Source organism: Paenibacillus amylolyticus, assembly GCF_051136285.1.
In the GTDB taxonomy this organism is placed as follows: Bacteria; Bacillota; Bacilli; order Paenibacillales; family Paenibacillaceae; genus Paenibacillus; species Paenibacillus amylolyticus_F.
Map to the genome: position 1 here is coordinate 2435431 of NZ_CP194938.1, position 21304 is coordinate 2456734.

14 protein-coding genes are annotated in these 21304 nt (G+C 48.0%); 7 read left to right on the forward strand and 7 right to left on the reverse strand.

What is annotated here, in order from left to right:
* Positions 1 to 318 precede the first annotated feature (318 nt).
* Positions 319 to 1596, reverse strand: coding sequence for a methyl-accepting chemotaxis protein (locus tag ACR8BL_RS10875; RefSeq protein WP_434752618.1), 1278 nt, complete (start codon positions 1594 to 1596; stop codon positions 319 to 321).
* 334 nt (positions 1597 to 1930) lie between these two features.
* Here ACR8BL_RS10875 and ACR8BL_RS10880 point away from each other — a divergent pair, with 334 nt between their 5' ends.
* Positions 1931 to 3364 (forward strand): aspartate ammonia-lyase, encoded by a 1434-nt coding sequence (locus ACR8BL_RS10880; protein WP_434752619.1) that lies wholly within the window; start codon positions 1931 to 1933, stop codon positions 3362 to 3364.
* A gap of 141 nt (positions 3365 to 3505) precedes the next feature.
* On the opposite strand, the gene rpoN is transcribed toward ACR8BL_RS10880, so the two are convergent.
* The gene (gene rpoN / locus ACR8BL_RS10885; protein WP_434752620.1) at positions 3506 to 4810 is read right to left on the reverse strand and encodes an RNA polymerase factor sigma-54; all 1305 of its coding nucleotides are present in this window, start codon (positions 4808 to 4810) and stop codon (positions 3506 to 3508) included.
* Positions 4811 to 5051: 241 nt separating this feature from the next.
* Positions 5052 to 6599: an L-glutamate gamma-semialdehyde dehydrogenase gene (pruA, locus tag ACR8BL_RS10890; RefSeq protein WP_434752621.1), complete on the reverse strand. Its 1548-nt coding sequence runs from the start codon at positions 6597 to 6599 to the stop codon at positions 5052 to 5054.
* Positions 6600 to 7087: 488 nt separating this feature from the next.
* On the opposite strand from pruA, the gene ACR8BL_RS10895 reads away from it, so the two are divergent.
* The gene (locus tag ACR8BL_RS10895; RefSeq protein WP_434752622.1) at positions 7088 to 8011 is read left to right on the forward strand and encodes a proline dehydrogenase family protein; all 924 of its coding nucleotides are present in this window, start codon (positions 7088 to 7090) and stop codon (positions 8009 to 8011) included.
* 516 nt (positions 8012 to 8527) lie between these two features.
* The gene (locus tag ACR8BL_RS10900; RefSeq protein ID WP_434752623.1) at positions 8528 to 10459 is read left to right on the forward strand and encodes a sigma-54 interaction domain-containing protein; all 1932 of its coding nucleotides are present in this window, start codon (positions 8528 to 8530) and stop codon (positions 10457 to 10459) included.
* A 565-nt stretch (positions 10460 to 11024) separates the two neighbouring features.
* On the opposite strand, the gene ACR8BL_RS10905 is transcribed toward ACR8BL_RS10900, so the two are convergent.
* Positions 11025 to 13100 carry an nSTAND1 domain-containing NTPase gene (locus tag ACR8BL_RS10905; RefSeq protein WP_434752624.1) on the reverse strand — a complete coding sequence of 692 codons (2076 nt, stop codon included), beginning with the start codon at positions 13098 to 13100 and terminating at the stop codon, positions 11025 to 11027.
* Between the two features lie 305 nt (positions 13101 to 13405).
* On the opposite strand from ACR8BL_RS10905, the gene ACR8BL_RS10910 reads away from it, so the two are divergent.
* Positions 13406 to 13693, forward strand: a complete 288-nt coding sequence (locus ACR8BL_RS10910) for a hypothetical protein (protein ID WP_434752625.1) — start codon at positions 13406 to 13408, stop codon at positions 13691 to 13693.
* Positions 13694 to 13745: 52 nt separating this feature from the next.
* Here ACR8BL_RS10910 and ACR8BL_RS10915 read toward each other — a convergent pair whose 3' ends face one another.
* Positions 13746 to 15416, reverse strand: a complete 1671-nt coding sequence (locus ACR8BL_RS10915; protein ID WP_434752626.1) for a PucR family transcriptional regulator — start codon at positions 15414 to 15416, stop codon at positions 13746 to 13748.
* A 189-nt stretch (positions 15417 to 15605) separates the two neighbouring features.
* Here ACR8BL_RS10915 and ald point away from each other — a divergent pair, with 189 nt between their 5' ends.
* Positions 15606 to 16739 (forward strand): alanine dehydrogenase, encoded by a 1134-nt coding sequence (ald, locus tag ACR8BL_RS10920; protein WP_434752627.1) that lies wholly within the window; start codon positions 15606 to 15608, stop codon positions 16737 to 16739.
* 157 nt (positions 16740 to 16896) lie between these two features.
* On the opposite strand, the gene ACR8BL_RS10925 is transcribed toward ald, so the two are convergent.
* Positions 16897 to 17814 (reverse strand): RecB family exonuclease, encoded by a 918-nt coding sequence (locus tag ACR8BL_RS10925; RefSeq protein ID WP_434753085.1) that lies wholly within the window; start codon positions 17812 to 17814, stop codon positions 16897 to 16899.
* A 575-nt stretch (positions 17815 to 18389) separates the two neighbouring features.
* Between ACR8BL_RS10925 and ACR8BL_RS10930 the strand changes: the two genes are divergently transcribed.
* The gene (locus tag ACR8BL_RS10930; RefSeq protein ID WP_434752628.1) at positions 18390 to 19073 is read left to right on the forward strand and encodes a serine/threonine protein kinase; all 684 of its coding nucleotides are present in this window, start codon (positions 18390 to 18392) and stop codon (positions 19071 to 19073) included.
* Positions 19074 to 19363: 290 nt separating this feature from the next.
* Here ACR8BL_RS10930 and ACR8BL_RS10935 read toward each other — a convergent pair whose 3' ends face one another.
* Positions 19364 to 20260, reverse strand: coding sequence for an AraC family transcriptional regulator (locus tag ACR8BL_RS10935; protein WP_434752629.1), 897 nt, complete (start codon positions 20258 to 20260; stop codon positions 19364 to 19366).
* Positions 20261 to 20390: 130 nt separating this feature from the next.
* Here ACR8BL_RS10935 and ACR8BL_RS10940 point away from each other — a divergent pair, with 130 nt between their 5' ends.
* Positions 20391 to 21278 (forward strand): sugar phosphate isomerase/epimerase family protein, encoded by an 888-nt coding sequence (locus ACR8BL_RS10940; protein ID WP_434752630.1) that lies wholly within the window; start codon positions 20391 to 20393, stop codon positions 21276 to 21278.
* The last annotated feature ends 26 nt before the right edge of the window (positions 21279 to 21304 follow it).

Sequence of the window (21304 nt, forward strand, 5' to 3'; positions counted from 1 at the left end):
TGTGATAATCCTATTATATCTTCATTTATCGCCCGCGCGTTGCAATTTTGTTAATCTTTCTTAAAAAATCTTTACAAATCTTCAATCATACGAAAAAACGTTCGTCTTTAACCATAATAAGTTAGGGCGTGTCTGAAAACTCTGAAGAATGCAGATTTTGCCGAATTTTCGTTCCAAGCAAGGAAGTTTCCGCAGGCGTGCTGGGGCACGTTAAGGAGAAGTGACGTAGCAGGGGCGAAAAGGGGGTAAAAGATGCACTTCAGTAGGTTTCAAGACTCGCCCTAATTTTCGTGAAATAAAAAACATTCCGGAAACAGCTCAGGGCTGCATCCGGAATGCTTTGGTCTTATCCAGTAATCGATCCGTCAGTTGTCTTAACTCTTCTGCCGAAGAAGATATTTCTTCCATAATGGCTGTTTCTTCGTGCGCAGCATCCATAATACGTTTGGCTTCATCCGAGAAGGAACCTGCTTTGCCTTGAATCTTTTTCACATGACTATGTGTTTGCTCCACACGACCTGTCTGCTCAGCAATTTTGGAGCCGATATCATGAGCGCCTTTCATAAACACTTCAACCGTTCCTGTCAGTTCATGCAACGTCTGATCTACGGAAATCGTGCGTTCCGACTCGTTCACAACCAGCCCATGTTGTTCATGACTGAGCTGCACAGTCTCTCCGATTCGTTGCTGCACACGGCTGATCAATTCATTAATGCGGTGTACCGAATCCTTGCTCTCGTCTGCAAGCTTGCGGATCTGTTGGGCTACAACTGCAAATCCTGCACCCTCTTCTCCCGCACGAGCTGCTTCAATAGATGCATTCAAGGCGAGCAACCCTGTTTCTTCAGCAATATCTTTAACCGACTGTGTAATTACCTCAATATCAGAAGCTTCCTTCTCCAAGAGCAGCATAATATCACGAGAACGATTGTGAGACTTAGCCAGCTCGTCCATACCTTTCATCAACGATGAGAAGGTTTCTTTGGTATGACCAACTGATTTTTCCATCTGTCCAGATAACTCGGTCATGCCCAAAGACTGATTCTGCATCTTTTGAAAATCATTCAACATCTCATCCGCGGTGATCAGGGAATGATGTGAAGTTACTTTTTGATCCTCTACACCAACTGCGATATGATCTACTGCTTCCGACATCATCTCGATCTGCTCGGCAGCTTGGGTAATCGCTTCACTAAGCGACTGTGCATTCTGAGAAGTTGTGCGTGTACTATCCGCAATATCGTTCACGATATTCCTCAGATTAGAAACCATTACGTTGAAAGCTTCATATAATACAGTAAGCTCATCTTGCGCACGCCGCTTCGGGATCTCCGTGGTCAAATCGCCGGAAGATACCTGCTGCGCTGCACGAGACAGCTGAACAATCGGACGAGTCAGATAGCGGGAAGCAATCCAGCCGAGAATGCCGTTCCAGCAGACCCCCATAAGCAGAATGATAGATATGTATAGCCAGTTTGGCATATCAAGCGAAATCCAGTCTTTTACAAAAAAAATAAAAAAGCCGCTAGTTCCGTACGTAATAATTGAAATTAGCACCAGACCTGCAACAGCCTTTGCCCCTAAAGTCCATTTCATGTTCGCACCCCGTAGTCCTTTTTTCCTATTTTACCAATCATGTACCAAATATCATGTGACATATATCACTGAAAACGCTCTATTCACCTTTTGCATACCGTTCATGCATGACTTTCATACCATAAAGCTCATAATGAATAAGACAAGCTTAGGTATCCCTCCCTTGTTGCTGTAATTCATGATATGAAATTTTAAATTTCCCAATTTAAATTATTATCGGTTACAAGGAAAGAATCATTTAGCTTGGCATCTTTTTTGCTTAAATGATATACTGAGTGCGCTTCAGCAACGCTGGAGCCGAACTATTTTTATGATGCCAATGGAGGCGAACGAGATGTCTACTATGTCCACACGGACGGAGAAAGATTTTATCGGCGAAAAAGAAATTCCGGCTTATGCGTACTATGGAATCCAGACGGTGCGGGCTGTAGAGAACTTCCCGATCACTGGCGTTCCGGTTCACCGCGAACTGATTACAGCACTGGCTGCTGTCAAAAAGGCAGCGGCGATGGCGAACATGGAACTGAAAATGCTTCCGAACAAGATTGGTGAAGTCATCATCATGGCAGCGGATGAAATGATTAAAGGCCATCATCTCGATCATTTTATTGTAGACTCCATTCAGGGCGGTGCAGGCACCTCCATGAATATGAATATCAACGAAATTTTGGCCAACCGCGGACTTGAGCTGTTAACGAAAAACAAGGGGGACTACTTCCACTGTAATCCCAACAATCATGTGAACATGTCTCAGTCGACGAATGACGTTGTGCCAACGGCCCTGCGTATTGCAGCTTATCGTCTATCCGAGACATTGCTGGGTACGATGAAAAAGCTGCAGGAAGCCTTCCGCAAAAAAGAAGTCGAGTTCAACGATGTTGTCAAAGTAGGACGTACCCATCTGCAAGACGCTGTACCAATACGCCTTGGACAAGAGTTTGGCGCGTATGCGCGCGTGATTGGACGGGACATTGAACGTCTTCAGTATGCGAATAAACGCATGCTCTCGATTAACATGGGTGCAACAGCTGTAGGTACAGGGCTCAATGCCAAACCGGAGTATATCGTCAAGGTTACCGAGTATCTGTCAGAGGTGACTGGCCTGCCATTGCAGACCGCAGATGATTTGGTTGACGCTACGCAGAATACAGACGCATATCTGGAACTCTCGGCTGCTCTAAAAGTATGCGCAGTGAGCCTGTCCAAAATCTGTAATGACATTCGCATGATGGCTTCCGGCCCGCGTGCCGGATTTAATGAATTGCTTCTGCCACCTCGTCAACCGGGATCTTCTATTATGCCTGGTAAAGTTAATCCCGTAATGGCAGAGGTAATTAATCAGGTTTCCTTCCAAGTCATGGGGAATGACCACACGATTTGTATGGCTTGTGAAGCCGGGCAATTCGAGCTGAATGTGATGGGCCCGGTTATTGCATTCAACCTGTTACAATCACTGAAGATTATGAATAATGGCATCGATGTCTTCACACGGTACGCCGTGGAAGAACTGGAAGCCAACCGTGAGCGCTGCGAATTAATTATGAAACAAAGCTTCAGTGTCGTAACTGCCTTGAACCCGCACCTCGGTTATAATGTGGCTGCTTCGATTGTGAAAGAAGCCCTGAAAACCGGGATGACCCTGCAGGAAATCATTCTGGAGCGAGGTTTGCTGACACCGGAAGAACTCGAGGAGATTTTACATCCAGAGCAGATGACTACTCCAGGAATTGCTGGTGAACATTTCCTGCGTAATATGGAGCGTATGTAAGATCAGCTCTCTCCCTACTATGTATTAGAAGGTACCCAGAAGCCCTGTTATCCGTTCATTCGGTTAACAGGGCTTTTTGAGGTGTTTCAATGGGCTATTAAAAAGTGTTTTCGACTGGTCTATTCCATCTTTCCTTCGTGGTCAGACCCAGCGTTTTCGTTCCGGCGAAGGCAGAATCCGCAACTGTTCTCTGTATTTTGCAACGGTTCTTCTGGATATAACAATGCCTTCATCAGCAAGAATAGCGGCGAGTCGCCTGTCTGAGTATGGCTTGCTCATCTGCTCGGTTCGAATGATGTCCTGCAGTCGCTTCTTTACAGCCGATGCGGACGTCTGCTCTCCAGATACTGTCGTAATGCCAGAGTCAAAAAAGGCTTTCACCTCATATATCCCATGTGAAGTATATATATATTTACCGTTCACAGCCCGGCTGACGGTTGATTCATGCATGTGCAGCTTCTCAGCAATCACGGTTAGATTAAGCGGCACCAGCGCAGCTGGGCCTTCACTCAAAAAGCGCTTTTGCTCATGCATGACAGCCGTCAGCACACGAAGTAATGTCCTGCGCCGCATCTGCACACTACGTATAATAGCCCTCGCTTCAGATGCCCGATTCAGCCAGTTTTCACCAGGAGCTGACTCTCTGATCCAGCTGCTGCAAGTTTCATTCAGGAATACACGGGGATTCCCCGCCGCCAGCAGCTTGAAAACCATCTCTCCATGAACCAGTTCAACAACAGCATCGGGAATAATATATTGCGGGCGTTCATTACAGCCTATCGATCGGCAAGGCTTGGGGTTCAGCCGAGTAATATATTCATATGCCACTTGCGCCTCCAACGAAGTGATGCCAAGTCTGCTTGCTGTCCGTCCGGGATGAAAAGGAACCAAGGCCTCCAGCCCTGCCTGAACGATATGCTCAGCACAAGGAACAGCTGCTGGATCACGCTGGATCTGCAACAACAAACATTCTTGCAGATTCCGTGCCCCTACACCAGGTGGATCAAGCGACTGTAACAGGCTCAGCCCTGCATTCAGTTCGCTCATGCAAACTCCAAGCGCATCTTGCACCTCTGACAACTCAATCTTCAAATACCCTTCATCATCAAGACACCCTGCCAAATAGACTGCCACCGTTTCCAATCCATCCGGTACATCCATCATACGAATTTGTGAAGCAAGGATTTGTTCCAGCGTAGGTAATGCCCCTTTGGCTTGAAGTAAGGGGTCATCGGATGTATTCCACTCCGAATGGCTTCGCCGTATAGAGCCGAGCGAGTAAACAGACTGCTCCTCCACTTCAAGCAGCGGATTATCCGCTGCGGCATCCTGCAAATAACGAATCAGTTCCTGACCGGGCAAGGTCAGCAAATGAAAGGACTGTTTCATCTCCGGCGTGATGGACAGCCGGAACCGTTGTTCCTGCACCAACTGAACACCTAACACATCCGATGCCCCCCTTATGTCATTGCTAGATACAATCGATTACTAACACTATATCCATTGAACAGTGCGTGGCTTACACGAAACACTTCGATGACAGAATAACCTGGAGAGTGACGACTACCCTGGATTTCTATTATTTCCATTGCTAAATAAGTGATATGAAAAAGGATTTTATGGAATAATACCATACTGATCATTCATTGTCAGCATGTCAATACAGACACGTAGTGTCCAGCAGCATTTAATATTTTTCAGATACCAGCTTCGCTTGCGTAAACAATAACAGATAATCTCTGCCGCCAGCTTTGGAATCCGTACCCGACATATTAAATCCGCCAAACGGATGCGTACCCACCAAGGCTCCAGTACACTTACGGTTGAAATACAGATTACCCGCAAAATATTCACGTCTTGCCTGCTCCAGGTGTGCCCGATTACGTGAAATAACCGCACCGGTCAAACCATAATCCGTATTGTTGGCAATCTCCAGGGCATCCTGGAAGGAATCGGCTTTAATAAAAGCCAGCACCGGGCCAAAAATCTCCTCCTGCGCAATCCGGGCGTGTGGTTCCACATCCGCTATAATGGTCGGCTCAATGAAATATCCTGCCGGGTCTCCTGTGCCTCCGCCATGAACCAGACGCCCTTCTCCTTTGCCGATCTCGATATATTCGGTGATCTTTGTATATGCCTTATCGTCAACAACAGGCCCCATGTAACTTCCAACTTCAAGCGGACTGCCCATCGTCAACTTCTGCGTACGTTCGATCACCTTTTGTAATACTTCATCATATACATCTTTATGAATAATGGCACGAGAGCACGCCGAACATTTTTGCCCGGAGAAACCAAAAGCTGAAGCTGTGATCGATTCGGCCGCCAATTCCAGATCACTGTCATTGTCAACGACAATGGAATCCTTGCCGCCCATCTCGGCAATCACACGTTTGATCCATTTTTGCCCCGGAGCGGTGCGCGCAGCGCGTTCATTAATCCGCAGACCAACATCCCTGGAACCTGTGAAACTGATAAAACGGGTCAGTGCATGGTCAACAAGATAATCGCCCACTTCACTACCCGGCCCTGGCAAGAAGTTCACTACACCATCCGGCAGCCCGACTTCTTCAAGCAGTTCCATGAACTTGGCAGCAATAACCGGTGTGGTGCTCGCTGGTTTTAACACCACTGTGTTGCCCGACACCAAAGCTGCGGAAGTCATGCCCGCCATAATTGCCAGCGGAAAATTCCATGGTGGAATTACCACCCCAACTCCCAGCGGAATATACGTCAGTTCATTGTCTTCACCGGCGATCCGCACAAGCGGCTGTGGCTCATTGAGTCGCTGCATCTCCCTGGCATAAAACTCCATAAAATCAATTGCTTCTGCGGTGTCTGCATCCGCTTCTGGCCAAGTTTTGCCCGCCTCATAGACCATCCAGGCGGAGAATTCATGTTTGCGGCGGCGCATGATCGCAGCTGTTTTGTAGAGATAACGGGCCCGCTCATTCGGGTCCGTATGTTTCCAGGTGTGGAACGTTTCTGCCGCCGTTTGAATGGCCTTCTCGGCCAGCTCCTGATCGGCTTGATAGATCGTTCCAATCACCTGATCTTTTGCAGCCGGGTTAACGGAAGTCAACGTGCGGCTGCCGGTTATTTTTTGCCCGCCAATAATCATTGGATATTCCTGCCCCAGTTCGGATTCAACCTTCCGAAGCGCTTCCTCAAAGGCTTCCCGGTTCGCTTGCACCGCGAAAGCTGTAAATGGTTCGTTTACAAATGGGATATTCATCAATGATTCCTCCTTCAGGATGTGGGTTCTACTCACTTTATAAGTCTCACAAAGATAATTTACACGAGCACTCCGATGACAGAATAACCTTCCATTCGCTGTTATCCCCAGATTTTTTGGATTCCCTTCTCCAAAGGGAAAAATCCGGTGATAAGCGTATGCTTCCGATGCAGCTTTCTTTCAGAAAGCTTTTAGGCGAACGCTTCGCTTTTCCAGGTTTTTTTCTGTCCTCTCCGTTACTTGTGTAAAAAATTGTTCAACTTATATCGATCGCTGCTTGAATTCAAGCAGCACTTACGTCTCATTCAAATATATGAAGCAAGAAGCGTGCCAACTCCGCTAGAACATGAAATTTTTTTTTTTGTTTCACGGAGATAAAAATTTTCATAAAAATAATTAAGCGATACACCATTGCATTCAGCTGCTTTTGGCACGGTTTTTGCTAGATATATGGATACACAATCATGAATGATTAGGGAGGAACCACGATGAGTGTCGGAACGGAACTATACCGCAAAACGTTGTTAACCGTAGCTGGCAATAAAGCTGTAGAGAACCTGTCTCTCAAATACGGCAAAAGGCTAGCTGGCAAGTTTATAGCAGGGAATACGCTGGAAGCGGCACTGGAAGAAATACGCACCTTGAACAGCAAAGGTATTATGGCGACACTGGATCATCTGGGCGAAGGCATCACCCATCTGAGCGAAGCCGCACTTTACAGAGATGAATACGTGAGGCTGGTTGAAGGTATAGCACATAGCGGTGTGGACTCCAATGTTTCACTTAAACCAACCCAAATGGGGCTGGCGCTTGATCCGGAAGAAGGTTATCAGAATATTCGTGCGGTTGCTGCCCGGGCGAAGGAGCATGAACTGTTCGTACGTATCGATATGGAGGACAGTCCGTTCACCCAGGCAACACTTGATATCGTACGAAGACTGCATGCGGAAGGGCTGGATAATTCGGGTACGGTATTGCAGGCTTATCTGCATCGAACGGAAGAGGATACACGCGATATGATTCGGGAAGGCATTCGGCTGCGTCTTGTGAAAGGAGCTTACAAAGAACCTGCAACGGTCGCGTATCAAAGTACAGCCGAGGTCATTCATCAGTTCAAAACGATGATTCGTCATCATCTGGATCAAGGCGTTTATACGGCTGTGGCCTCCCATGACGATCACATCATCAACTGGACGAAACAATACGCCAAGGATCGGGATATTTCTCCTGAAGCCTTTGAATTCCAGATGTTATATGGCCTGCGCATGAGTGAGCAGGAGCGTCTTGCCCAGGAAGGTTATCGCATTCGTTGTTATGTGCCCTATGGCACAATGTGGTATCCATACTATACCCGCCGCTTGGCGGAGAAACCTGCGAACCTCTGGATGGTTGTGAAGAACATGTTCCGCTAGAGCTAGAATACATGTCAAAAAGCTCTGTCATTCCATGCACCCAGCCATACACCCCACCCCTGCCAAGCCATGCAACCCAGTCTATCTGGAGAGCATGGCTCTTCCCATTTTTGAGTCACACAAAACTCTCCCGACACACACCATCCCATACAGAATATATGTCTAAAAAATAAGAATACCCAAAATGTAATGTCAAAAATTTTAGAACAAAGATATCGAAATATTCTCATACATAGATATTTGCACTTCATTTCACAGGTTAATCAATGTTATATAATTTAACACAACATCCAAATGAAAATCCTAAAAAAAGTTAAAATTTGCAGTGATATCAACAGTTTGTATCTACTTCATCTATTGAAATCGCATACATAAAACTATCCAAAATTGTATAGCGCTCTCACCCCCCTACCCGAACAAGGCATGTCAAAAAATATATACACAACAATACGAGAGCGATATAATAGTACTAATTCCAATCACTTTAATCCGTAAGTTGTAATCGAGGTGATCCTGATGAGACATTTACTTCCCACTCTGAAAGAACTAACACGAACAGATATGCACATTTACGATGAATTCACTGTTCAGGAACATATCCCTCCGCATCCGGGTTCCGATGACACGGCAGCTCGCTCTGTATTTGTACGCTCTGCCACGGGAAATGTTTATCTCTATTGTTCCTTTCTTGATCAACCAAGCATACTTGCTGAGCATGCTCTGCCTTTCACACCTTCTGCTACGTCAACAGAATCCAGCTCATTTACAGTTAACCCATCATTCTCGATCCCTGTCCCTGTGATCTCCCCTTCCATGCAACTTGCACACACCATTCCGTTGTTCGCCAAAAGCCCTGTTCTCATGGTCAAAAATGATCGTGATGAATGGGCCGGTTATCTCTCGGCGGCTGATGTTATGAATGCCCTGTTGCAAGCCCATCGGCTGATGGAAGCTTATTTGGAAACCACGCTGGAGACAGCAGGTTCTGCCCTGTCTTTAATTAATGAGGAAGCGGAGGTGGCCTACTGGACATCCGGTGCGGAGAATATTTTTTCAATCCGCAAAACCGAAATCATCGGTCAGCCTGCCGCTAACTTTTTTCCACCCGAACGACTTCAATCACTCAAAACGTTGTATACCGGTGAAACCGTCTACCGCAAACAGCATCAGCCCCGGCCCGATCTGTTCGCTCTGATCAATGCCCGTCCTGTCAGACTGGACGGCCGTATTGTCGGCGCTGTCGCGGCGGAGGTAGATATCACAACCGAGATTCGTCTGCATCAGGAACTGCTGCATATGTCCTCCAAAATTCAGCATTTGGAAAAAGCCGTTGCCCGGCTTCGTCCCGAGAGCGATCCTTTTGCCCGCATCAAAGGCAGCAGTCCAATTATGAAGCAATGTCTGGAGACCATCCGCAAGATCAGCACCACTCCTGCCACCGTTCTCATTATGGGGGAAAGCGGTACGGGCAAAGAATTGTTCGCCAAAGCCATCCATGATCTGCGCGAACCAGAGACCGCCCCTTTTATTGCGATAAACTGCGGGGCTATTCCGGCTTCATTGTTCGAAAGTGAATTGTTTGGCTACGAGAAAGGGGCTTTCTCCGGGGCTGATCCCAAAGGTAAGAAGGGGAAAATTGAGTTAGCCGAGGGAGGCACTCTTTTTCTGGATGAGATCGGCGAGATGCCTTCTGAGCTGCAAGTGAAATTACTTCGTGTTTTGCAGGAGCGGAGTTATTTCCAGGTCGGGGGCACCCGTACCAAACAAGCCAACTGTCGAATCATTGCCGCGACCAATCAGGATCTTCCAGCCATGATTACCCGCAACCAATTCCGGGAGGATCTCTATTATCGTCTGAATGTCATCAATCTCATTATTCCGCCACTCCGGTTGCGCAAAGAAGATATTTATGAGCTTACCCAGACCTTCCTGCAAGAGTTCTCACTGCTCTACAACCGTCATATTGAAGTCATTCCGCCAGAAGTATTCAAACGGTTATTCGAGTACGATTGGCCGGGTAATGTCCGCGAGTTGCGTAATGTGATTGAACGCCTGACCATCCTGACGATGGATGGTGAGGTTAAGCCGGAATACTTGCCTGATTCGCTTACATCCACAAAATTATATGAACACTCTGAACCGGAGCCAGCAAACAGTCTCACGTTTGCAGATAAAACCAGAACAGATTATCCGAATGTGCTGGAGACGCAAAAAGAGAGTCAAATGCCTAGCCCTTTTGCAGCAGCAGCCAAGGAAACGACTGATCTCCTTGATACAGGCTCCGGGCAAGACTCGGGCACCTCCTATCAGCAACAGCTGGATGCTTACGAGGCTCGGCTTCTTGTTCAATATTTAGAGGCTGCCGGTGGCAACAAACGCACATTAGCGAAACAACTCGGCATCTCCAGAGCTACACTCTATAACCGCATGAAACGGCTTGGTTTATAATACACAACCCGCAGTGATCCGCGCTTGCTTGTACAGTTGAACTTCATGAAATGCTAGAAAATGGAGGCGATTCCCCCCATTGCCGTTGTGGAGCGGTAAAACATAGAGAATTTGAGGGGAATCAGGAGAAGCATCGAGGGCAGAACCAGCGATCCAGCTCTTTGGCGACTCTAACGATCACCACAGACCTTATATGCCCGTTTTGACGGGGGTTAAAAATCTAACGATCACCAGCGACGCTATTTAGCTGGATTCCAGCTGAAAACAGGATAAAGTGGACGAATGATGCAAAATAGCGTCGCTACGGATCGTTAGAATTTCAACATGCCTATTATGGACGAAATAAGGTTTCTCCTGATCGTTAGGATTTGTGGGGGGGGCGTCACCTATGAATCATCCGTGCTAGAAAAACCCGCAGTTACTGTTATCTACCGTGTAACTGCGGGTTTGTTTTTAAACCAATAGATTTGCTGTTCTATCATATTTTTCTGTTCTATTTGATTTTACTGCTGTATTTGATTTCGCTTCTCTATTAGATCAGCTGCTATGAGATCAGCTTCACACTTTACAATATTCTCGCCAAACGGATAAGTGCTGTTCTAATATGGCGATAGAAGGTGGCCCGACTCATGGAACACACCTGTGCTGCGGCAGTTGGATTGCCAGCATGGGCCCAGTAAGCCGCATGTAACAGCTTCTGATCCTGAGGAGACACCCCGTGTATTCTGCCCTCCAGCAGATCCAAAATATATAATTGCAGCTGGATGCCATCCTTCACCCCTGCAATCCTGTCGGCATACGCCTGCAACTCGCCCGGAGAGCGAAGGTGCCCAAGCATCTTGCGCACTTCCTGCCCAGACCAAATCGTATTCCCCGTCCCGACTGCTGTCGCGGGTTGGATTGGATTAGCCGGCAAGTCTGGAAGCAGAAGCGACATGACCCATGCACCGAATTGTCCATTGCGCAAATCCAGTTCCAGCACATCCGCCTGATCCTCATACCGATCACAAGCACGTGTAGATGTTCTCCGCATCTGAAAACCGATGCTCCGCAGAAATAACTTCAGGTGCGGGTTGGTGGCAACAAGAATTGCTCTCGCTCCATCTCCCAATAGTGATAAGCGATCCAAAACCATGTATCCGACAAGCTCTTCCCGCGTATATCCGGGAACATCATCTCTTGCCGCAGCGAGTAAAGCGAAGTGTGTATCACTTTCATCCGGGTCGTTCTGCAATTCTTCTGGCGCAAAGCATTCTTTCATTTCATTCGGGAAATATTTCAGAAGCAAAGCACTTGTCTCCCGGTGTACCAGCACTGTTATGAACATCGCAATTGTCTCGCCCTGCTCATTACGCTTCAATACGATGCCCTCAGGATATCGTTGAGCCAGTTCATCCAAAAAAGGAGCATAATTCACAGCCTGCCAGGGCTCAACGCTGTATTCACACCATCGCTCCAGCAGTTTATGCAAGGAAGGCAAGTCTGTCTGTTTCATCGGCTCTAGCGGCAAAAACAAAGAATCGCGTGATACATCGGCATACTTGCGAAACTGGAGCATGGACTCCTGACAGAGCAGCAGCATCTTTCTGGCGATCTGAAGCTGCTCATGTGAACAGGCTTGTTCATGGAGCGGCTTCAACAGCTCAGCAATCCGGATACGCATAGACTGCATGCGATACGGCTCACGCTGCCGAAAATCCCGCATCAAATGTACTCGGGCCATATCATGCAAAGCGAGCCCATCCGGCGCAGAACGGATGAAGGACATCCGCATCAACATGTGATATTCTTCCGGCTTAACGGTAATACCCAGTACAGCAGATAACAGTTCCTGGTTTGCAGTCTCCAGCAAAGTTAAAACCTCTACCATCGGATGCAAACGGGGCGTGGTAAGCTCAAGCAACAGCCGGGCACTGATCATATGTGATAGCTCAACCCACTCGGCTTGAGGAAGATTTCGCTCCTGATCAGCCGCTTCCACGGCAAGCGCAAGTCCAAGCGGATGTCCATCCGTCATTCTTGTAATGATTCCAGCTATACTCGGATTCAATGAACCAGCAGTTGCAATATACGCAGCAACCTCATCTGCTGTAAAATGCTGCAGTTGAAGCTGCACCAGTCGTTGATACAACCGGGGGTGAGTTCGCCATGCCGCTGAAAGCTCCGGGCGGGAAGCAAGTATAATGAGTATCCCTCTTAGATGAAGTTTCGCAATAAAAACCTCCATAAACCAGCTCTCGAGCAATGCAAGCTCCTCATAGTTATCTACAGCAATCACGAGCCGCTTCTCCCTGGGCATGGCTTTCAACAGAGATACCAGATGAGAGCCATTGCTTGTCGGCAGTCCCAGTTCCAGCCCAAGTGTTGATATAAAATAATCCATGAACACGGAAGGGGTTGTACCACACGCCCGACCGTCCATCCATATGGCGGTGGCTTCCCGCTCCCGAGCGATGGACAGCATTTCTGAAAGTAACGAAGACTTCCCAATCCCACCCATGCCGGTAACTGAAAATATAGTCATAGGCGCTTCTTCATTGTCAAACCACTGTTCTAGTATCATTAGTTCTCTGGCTCTACCAACGAAACGCTTCCCGTCCCTGACATACTTCTCAAGTTGAGACTCATTACCTTTTCTCATATATGTCCTCCGCACTAGATACTGGTACTTTTACTGAGACTTACTTTTTTATAAAAATGAGACTATATTGAGACGCGCAATCACATCTAAAATGTTAAAATCTTGTTAAAAGCCAATTTATAGTAAGAGTGAAAACAGCGGTCTTTTATCTATACACTGAATATCCATACTGCTGGTTGAAATGACATAATGCAACACTCCGCTACCCACCCTGAGCAACCCTCTACACACCGTTTACCGACTTGGTTTCATGCTTTCCTTTCGTACCCTACTCCCAGCCCTATAATCAGGAAAGGCGGATTTGTGTGAAAAAACATCTCGACATCTGTCATTTGAGCGGACAACTTGGTATCCATACCCACCAGCTTCAAGCATGGTTAAGCCTTAGCGGTTTAACTCCTTCGGATCAACAAAACAAACCGGATCAAAGGTCTGAGCGCGTGACATCTCCGTATCGTCTGGCAGCTTCTACCTCACTATCGCTGGCACCCTTTTCCCGTCCATCCATCCGTTACCGGGGCCGTTTCTCCAGCAAAGGGTCTCACCGCTTGTCGCGTACTTTAGGATGCATGCAGCACATCAACAAACTATAGACGCACAGAAACCCTTCCTTTCAAGAACAGCCCATATCTCAAAACGTTACAATCATGAGGACGGCCCAGCCGCGCCTTCAATCATGGCGTTAGCAAGCAATGCCATCTCCAAACACACTCGTTTCTCCTGTTGCATATAATCCGGCCCCAGCAGTTCTTCCAGTTTCTCCAGTCGGTTATATAAGGTCTGCCGATGAACAAACAGCTGGGCAGCCGCGTCTCTTTTGCACCCGAAGTTTGCAAGATACGCGTCCAATGTTTCTACCAATCGTAACTGATGGCTTTGATCATGCTCCATAAGTACACCTAGATGATCTATCGCAAAAGCTTGCAGGAAAGAAGGCGGCATGGCTTTTAACATTTGATATATACCCATACGATCATAAAAGTGAACATGTTGCATTGGTTTGACAGACCTCGCTACTTCAATAACCTGATACGCTTCCTGAAGGCTGTCTTTCAAGCGGGTTAGTTGATTTCGAAGTTTGCCGAAGCCGGCATGAATTTCGACTTGTTTTAGATTCGAGCGGGCAAACCGCTTAATATCCTGAGTGATGCTCTCTAAAATGTGGATCAGTTGCTGCCGGGAGGAGGTTCGTGTCTCTTCCTTTGCACAGCAAAGATAGATTTGGTTATTTTTTAACATGATGAGACTGGTCAGATGATTCTTTTTCAAAAGTGAACGGAGCAGCACCAGGATATCCTGATGATTCGTCTCCATTCGTTCCCGGCCCGTTCCCTTCGTTCGATGCTCAATCTCTAAAATACCTCCCGCGAACCAGTATTGTCCCTTCACCAGCAAACGAAGCCCCATCCGTGTTCGCGCCTGCTCCTCCTGCTGAATGTGACCATGCATCAGATCCTGAATCAATTCATTCTGATTGCGTACCATCTTCTCTTCAAGAAATTGAGAACGGAGGGTAAGCGCGGCAGCAGCTTTGGCTGTGTAATCGAGCAGGAGTTTAAGGTACTCCACAGTCGCTGACGGATGCACAATCATTCCTATGGCTGAGAACACTTGACCAAAACAAACCACCGGGTAACAGAGCAGCGCGGTCTCCTCATCCATATGAAACCACAGCTCGGTATCGGAATCGTTCAGATTCAGCTGTTCGACGTCCCGGCTGTACCAGCTGTAGATCGACTGTTCCATCTCCGGAGCAAGTTCAGGTACAAAACTGCCTGCCTCCATAGACGAAATGTACACCACCGGTTTTGCCGAATAGGCATATAACAGTTCCAGCACCGCAGACATATCTGTGCTCTGCAGTGTTCGCTGCTGAAGCTCACGGGAATAGGTCTCCAAGCTCTTTAATAGCTGGTGTTGGTGGTTAATAAGTAGAGAGTGGATATCTTGCGTGATCTCAACAAATCGCACGGGTTGCTCAAATACGATGAGCGGAAATTGATGCTGGTTTGCCAGTTCAATCAACGATTCGGGGATGGCATGAACACTAGTTCCAAACTCGACACATAATCCAGCCGCTTCACGGTTGATCAGCTGCATCAGATACGCTTCACGCCCCTCTTCCGACTGAAGCCATAAACCCGTGGATAAAATAAGATCATGCGGGCTTACAAATGGAGACACATTGGTGATTTCCAGCACATGAACCCAACCCACCTGACGCTCCAATCCTTCTTGGCCTGCCGCAAGTCTTGCTTGACTAAATACCGGACGTTGCAGGATATCTCTGACAGTAAACACACGGTCATTTCGCAAAATCGATCCCTCTTAGTGTCATTTTTTCTTACATTATAATCCATAGATATATGTCCTGAATAGTCATTTTCGACTAAATGTTGAGTATTCTTTCTAAAAAATAGACATCATGTAAGGTGCAAAACGACTTGCGGGGTCATAAACTTGTAGTATAAGCTAACAACCAATAAATGGACGAGGTGCATGGCGATGAGAATCGGAATTCCCAAAGAAATCAAAAACAATGAAAATCGTGTAGCGTTGACTCCTGCCGGGGCAGCTGATTTCGTGAGAGCCGGGCATCAAGTCTTTATCGAACAAGGTGCTGGACTTGGCAGTGGATTTATGGATCAGGAATACGAGAAGGCCGGCGCGGTAATTGCTGAAAAAGCAGCTCAGGTATGGCAGGAGTCCGAGCTCATCCTTAAAGTGAAAGAACCTCTTGCCAGTGAATATGGTTATTTTCGTCCTGGTTTGATTCTATTCACTTACCTGCACCTTGCCGCAGAGCCGGATCTTGCTAAAGCGCTGATCAAAAAACGGGTAACCGCCCTTGCATATGAAACGTTAGAAGTAGGCGACTCTCTCCCGCTACTCACACCCATGAGTGAGGTGGCTGGGCGGATGGCTGCGCAGATTGGTGCGCAGCTTCTGGAGAAAACAGAAGGCGGCAAAGGCATTCTGTTATCGGGTGTGCCTGGCGTAAGCCGCGGCAAAGTTGTCATTATTGGCGGCGGTACGGTAGGTACAAACGCCGCCAAAATTGCACTTGGTCTGGGGGCGGATGTTACGATTCTGGATCTGAATCTGAATCGGCTGCGCCAGCTGGACGATATTTTCGGTAACCAGATCCAGACGCTGGTATCCAGCCCTTCCAATATTGCGTCCGCTGTCGCTGCGGCGGACCTGTTGATCTGTGCGGTGCTGATCCCGGGCGCTAAGGCGCCAACACTTGTCAGCGAGCAGGTCGTGAAGACCATGGCACCAGGGTCGGTCATTGTGGATGTGGCGATTGATCAGGGCGGGATCGTTGAGACCGTTGATCATATCACCACTCACGATGAACCCACCTATGTGAAACATGGTGTCGTGCATTACGCGGTGGCGAACATGCCTGGCGCCGTTCCGCGCACATCCACGGTGGCGCTGACCAACGCCACCATGCCTTATGCGTTGCAGCTGGCAAACCACGGTGCAGCCGCCGCGATTCGCGGCAGTTCGTCCATTCGCAGCGCAGTGAATGCGCTGAATGGACACATCACGTATGAGGCGGTTGCCCGCGACCTCGGGCACGCCTATGTACCTGCAGGACAGGCGCTGGAGGATGCCGCCGCTGTCCAGTAAGTCTTCCGGCCGTTCCACCTGGATATAGCCGTGTCCAGCCTGTGGAACGCACAGAAGCGCAGTGCCCAAAGGAGGATTCCTTCAGGCGCCGCGCTTCTTTTTTTGACATATTGAATAACAATAATAGCCCGGTGATACCGCAACCAAACAGATCCCACTAAACGATCCGTTCACTGCATACCTCGCGAAAGTTACAATCCCGGCATGCCCGGTGCGAAGGCATTGGAGTGAAATAGGACATGTCCTTTGGACGGTTGTAATACTCATCTGCCACACAGGAACGCATCTCCTCAATGTAACGTCCTACGTTCTCCTCCACTTTGCGAACGTCCTCTTCGGTTGCCTTAAACTCTTTGTGTTTGCCGGTTAACAGGTATTCCACCCGAATCTCTATCTGCTCCAGTGGAACCTGATAATGCTCTCTGACATAGGAAGCGTATAGGATTAACTGGTCGGAGAAATCATCTTCCTTGCCCGTCTTCCAGTCCACAATCACAATATTGCCATTGCTGCGCCTGTATAATAAGTCCATTTTCACATACACACGCGTATCATGCAGCAGCATTGTATCCCATTTCTCAATCTCCAAAATCGTTGTACTCGCACGGGACAAATCTTCCCACGTCAGCGTCTGATACAGGTTGCCTACACAGGCTCCTGCACGTTCTCTGATCGCTGCGATCCGGTCATTCAGTGTATCATCACCATAATAAATTTCGGACAACATCGTATAATTCTTCGGATGAAGACGCCACTGCTCGGGGTTCATCGACTCTTTGTAAGCCTGATTTAATAGATCACGTATCGTTTTCTCCAAAAAAACTTCCCTTGGCTTGGGTTTCCCCTCTTCCCTGCTCCGTACGGCCGACTCACACATCCGGTGTGCCAGATCACCAAATACCAGATACAGATTGCTCAGTTGCTTCAGACGATACAGACGTACCTGCATCTCATCCGCCGATTCTGTTTTCCAGCCGTTGTGGGCACCATAATAATGATAATAATATTTGCGCAGGCACTCATCGAACATACTCGCCCGCGACTGCGAATAAGACCACTGCGGGTATTGTGCCATATGAAAATCTGCCTTTCTGTATGCCGGATCCACCTGAGAGATCCCTTTATTGCTCACAGTATAAAGCCCCGGCCGTCATGCCGCAACCCGGCTTCCGTTATTTTCTTCTGCGCGCAACCGTTTGAGGTACGATCCGTATCGTTTATATAGTTACATCAGGATGAAGAGAAATCCCTTTTGACTTTTAAAAAAGGAGAATATCCACCCAATGACGGGAGATAGAATACAGCAGATTATCGCGTGCCTGAGATAAGGAGGAGGCAACGCACATTACCGTTAGAATAATGAGATGACTTCGTTACGTTAGAACACCCTTCATGTTACGCTAACGATCACCCCAGAACTTATTTGCCCATTTGGGCAGGGTTAAAAAATCTAACGCTCTCCAGCGTTGCTATTTACCTGAATTATGGATCGTTTTACTCCGTAAAACGCCTGTCCATCCTTACATTAGAAAGTTGAAATGGATTACGGTCCGTATTAATCTATTTACATCAATACGATTTATATAAGATCTCTATACGATTCACTATACCGAAAATATGTACAGGCATATCCAAAAGGAGGCGCCACCCATGAATCAGCCGGATTGGTTCCAGGCAGAAGAAGCATTACAACAGATCCAAGTCATCGGAAGCGATCGGAATGAGCTGGTGAATATCATCGGCGAGGTAGCAGGAGTGAACTGCATTGGCATAGGTACGGATGCGGCTGTATTTACGTATGATCGTCTGCCCCAGTACGCCTTCAAGAAGTACTCGGATCATGCTTTGGATAAATTAAATAATGAAAAACAGGTCTACACCCAGCTTCAGGGACTGCCCTATTTCCCGTCGTATTATGGTAGCGGCCAAAATATACTTGTCATTAGCTATGAACCTGGAGACACCTTGCTGGAATGTTTGGAACAAGGAATCCCCGTTCCCGAGCAAGTCATGCTCGATGTAGACGCAGCGCGAGAAGCCGTTCGTCGCCTTGGACTGAATCCACGCGACATTCACCTCAAAAATGTACTGCTCCAGAATGGACGCGGCAAAGTACTTGACGTATCCGAGTACATTCAGGAGGGAGACGACCATCGCTGGGAGCATCTTGTATGGGCCTATCACAACATCTATCCACGTATCCAAGGCACGCCCATATCCCCTCGGATGCTGCAAACGATTAAATGGACGTATAACCAGCTTGATCAGGCCAATCTCAAAATGGAAGACCTCTCCAAAAAGGCCAATCGACTACTCTCCCGATTTCTGAAATAAACGACTGATCGCTGAGGTCACTGTGTACATGTATGTGCCATCTCCGGTGCTTACCCATTTACGGTATTACGATGTGTGCAGGTTTACGAGGTTTACAGGGTTCAATCCGTTACGGAGGTTTACGCTTTATACTCAGGTTCTCCTTCTCCCCAACCACCCGGGTTTAGCTGACTTTCGGCTAAACCCGGTTTTTCTGTTCCCTTCCTGCTCCGTTTCTTTTCCCTTTCCCTCCTCTATCACTTCTCTTCTCTTCTCTCACCCTTCCCGTCACATCAGCACAACACCTTGGTTCACCCTTCCTTCATCCCTCGTGCCTGCGAAGGTGTCATGCCCTTGTACTGCTTGAACACTTTGGTGAAATAGTTCGCATTGTCGCAGCCGACCTGGGCGGCAATCTCCGTGACCGTAAGGCTGCTGTCCTGCAGCAATCGCTGTGCTTCACTCATTCTGCACCCGTTCACGTATTCCACGAGGGTACGCCCGGTCAGCTTTTTGAACATTTTGCAGAAATGATATACATTCAGCCCCACTTGGCTTGCCGCCTCACTAACAGACAATTTCTCCTGTGGATCAGCCTCGATCCGTGCAATTAATTGCTTGAACCGCTCGCGGTTAGGAAAATAAGCCCCGCCCGACCTGTCCCGCAGCTGATGTGGCATAAACGTCCGGGCCATCAGGGTAAACAACGCATGCAGCTTGGATTTCACCACAAGTTGATACGCCGGAGGCTGCATCGCCATCTCTTCTACAGCCTCATTTAATAACGAATAATAGCCAGCACAAGCTGCATTCTCAGCAGCCGGTTTGACCGGAAACCTCACACTGCCTTCCAGATACGGCGCAACATATTGCTCATGCACAGAGTCATTGGCAAAATCCTGAAACAGCGCACGATTGACCACAACCGAATCATAATGCACATCTCCCTCATCCAGTGCATATCCGACATGCAGTGCGCCGCCCGGAATGATAATGACCTCTCCCGCTTCAGCCTCATAGGGCCGACTATCGATATGAAATACCGCTCTCCCCTTACGCATAATGATCCATTCAAAATGCTCATGCCAGTGCAGATACAAGATGCACTCTTCCGTTTTCTTCGCGGCACAGCGATTTTGGAACAACTGAAACGGATGGGATTTATGATCAATACGTGTATCCTCGTGAAGCGCTTTCAAGTCCAGCATGGATTTCTCCCCCCTCATCACAAAATCCGACTAATAAAGCACAAAATTGTTTAGAGCCATCCCATAGATGCAAGGCTATAATGAGTGTGTCACGAAGTACTATAAGCCAATATTGGAGTGAAATACAACCATGAATCCATCCATTCGTATCGGAACCCTTGTAGGCGGCCATGATGCCGTTCGGGTCATTCCGCAGATTTTGCAGCACGGCTTCGAATCCTTTAATCTGACGTTCTGGCAAACTACAGGCGACCTCGATCTCGCGGAAACTGCCAAACGTGTTCGCGACATTGTTGACGAACATGGCATCACGATTTCGGCTGTAAGTGTGTTTGGCAATCCACTCACCGGAACCGGGGATAACGCGGACACCTTAGCTAGCTGGGAGCGTGTCATTGATCATGCACAGCTTTTTGGGGCAGATATCGTCTCCGGTTTTACCGGACGCTTGACCAATCAACCGATTGATGAATCAATCCCACGTTTCAAGGAAGTATTTGGCGAACTGGCACGACGGGCGGCAGACCGGGGTATACGCATTGCGTTTGAAAATTGTGATATGGACGGAACGTGGCAGACCGGCGACTGGAATATCGCGCATAACCCCACCGCATGGGAGATGATGTTTAATGCTGTTCCTGATGAAAATGTGGGTCTGGAGTGGGAACCATGCCACCAGATGGTCAGCCTGATTGACCCGATTCCACAGCTCCGCAAATGGGCGCCCAAAGTGTTCCACGTTCATGGTAAAGACGCAACAATCGCCTGGGATATTGTCAAAGAACATGGCGTACACGGCCCGCATGAATTCGTCTGGCATCGTACACCGGGCTTTGGGGATAGCAACTGGGCCGATATCATCACCATTTTGCGCCAGAACGGCTACCAGGGCACCATCGACATTGAAGGCTGGCATGATCCGGTGTATCGGGACGAACTTGAAATGACCGGGCAAGTGCATGCATTGAATTATTTGAAACATTGCCGCGGCGGCAGCTTTGTGCCGAATCCCGTGTAACCGACCTAACCATTAGCACCCATATT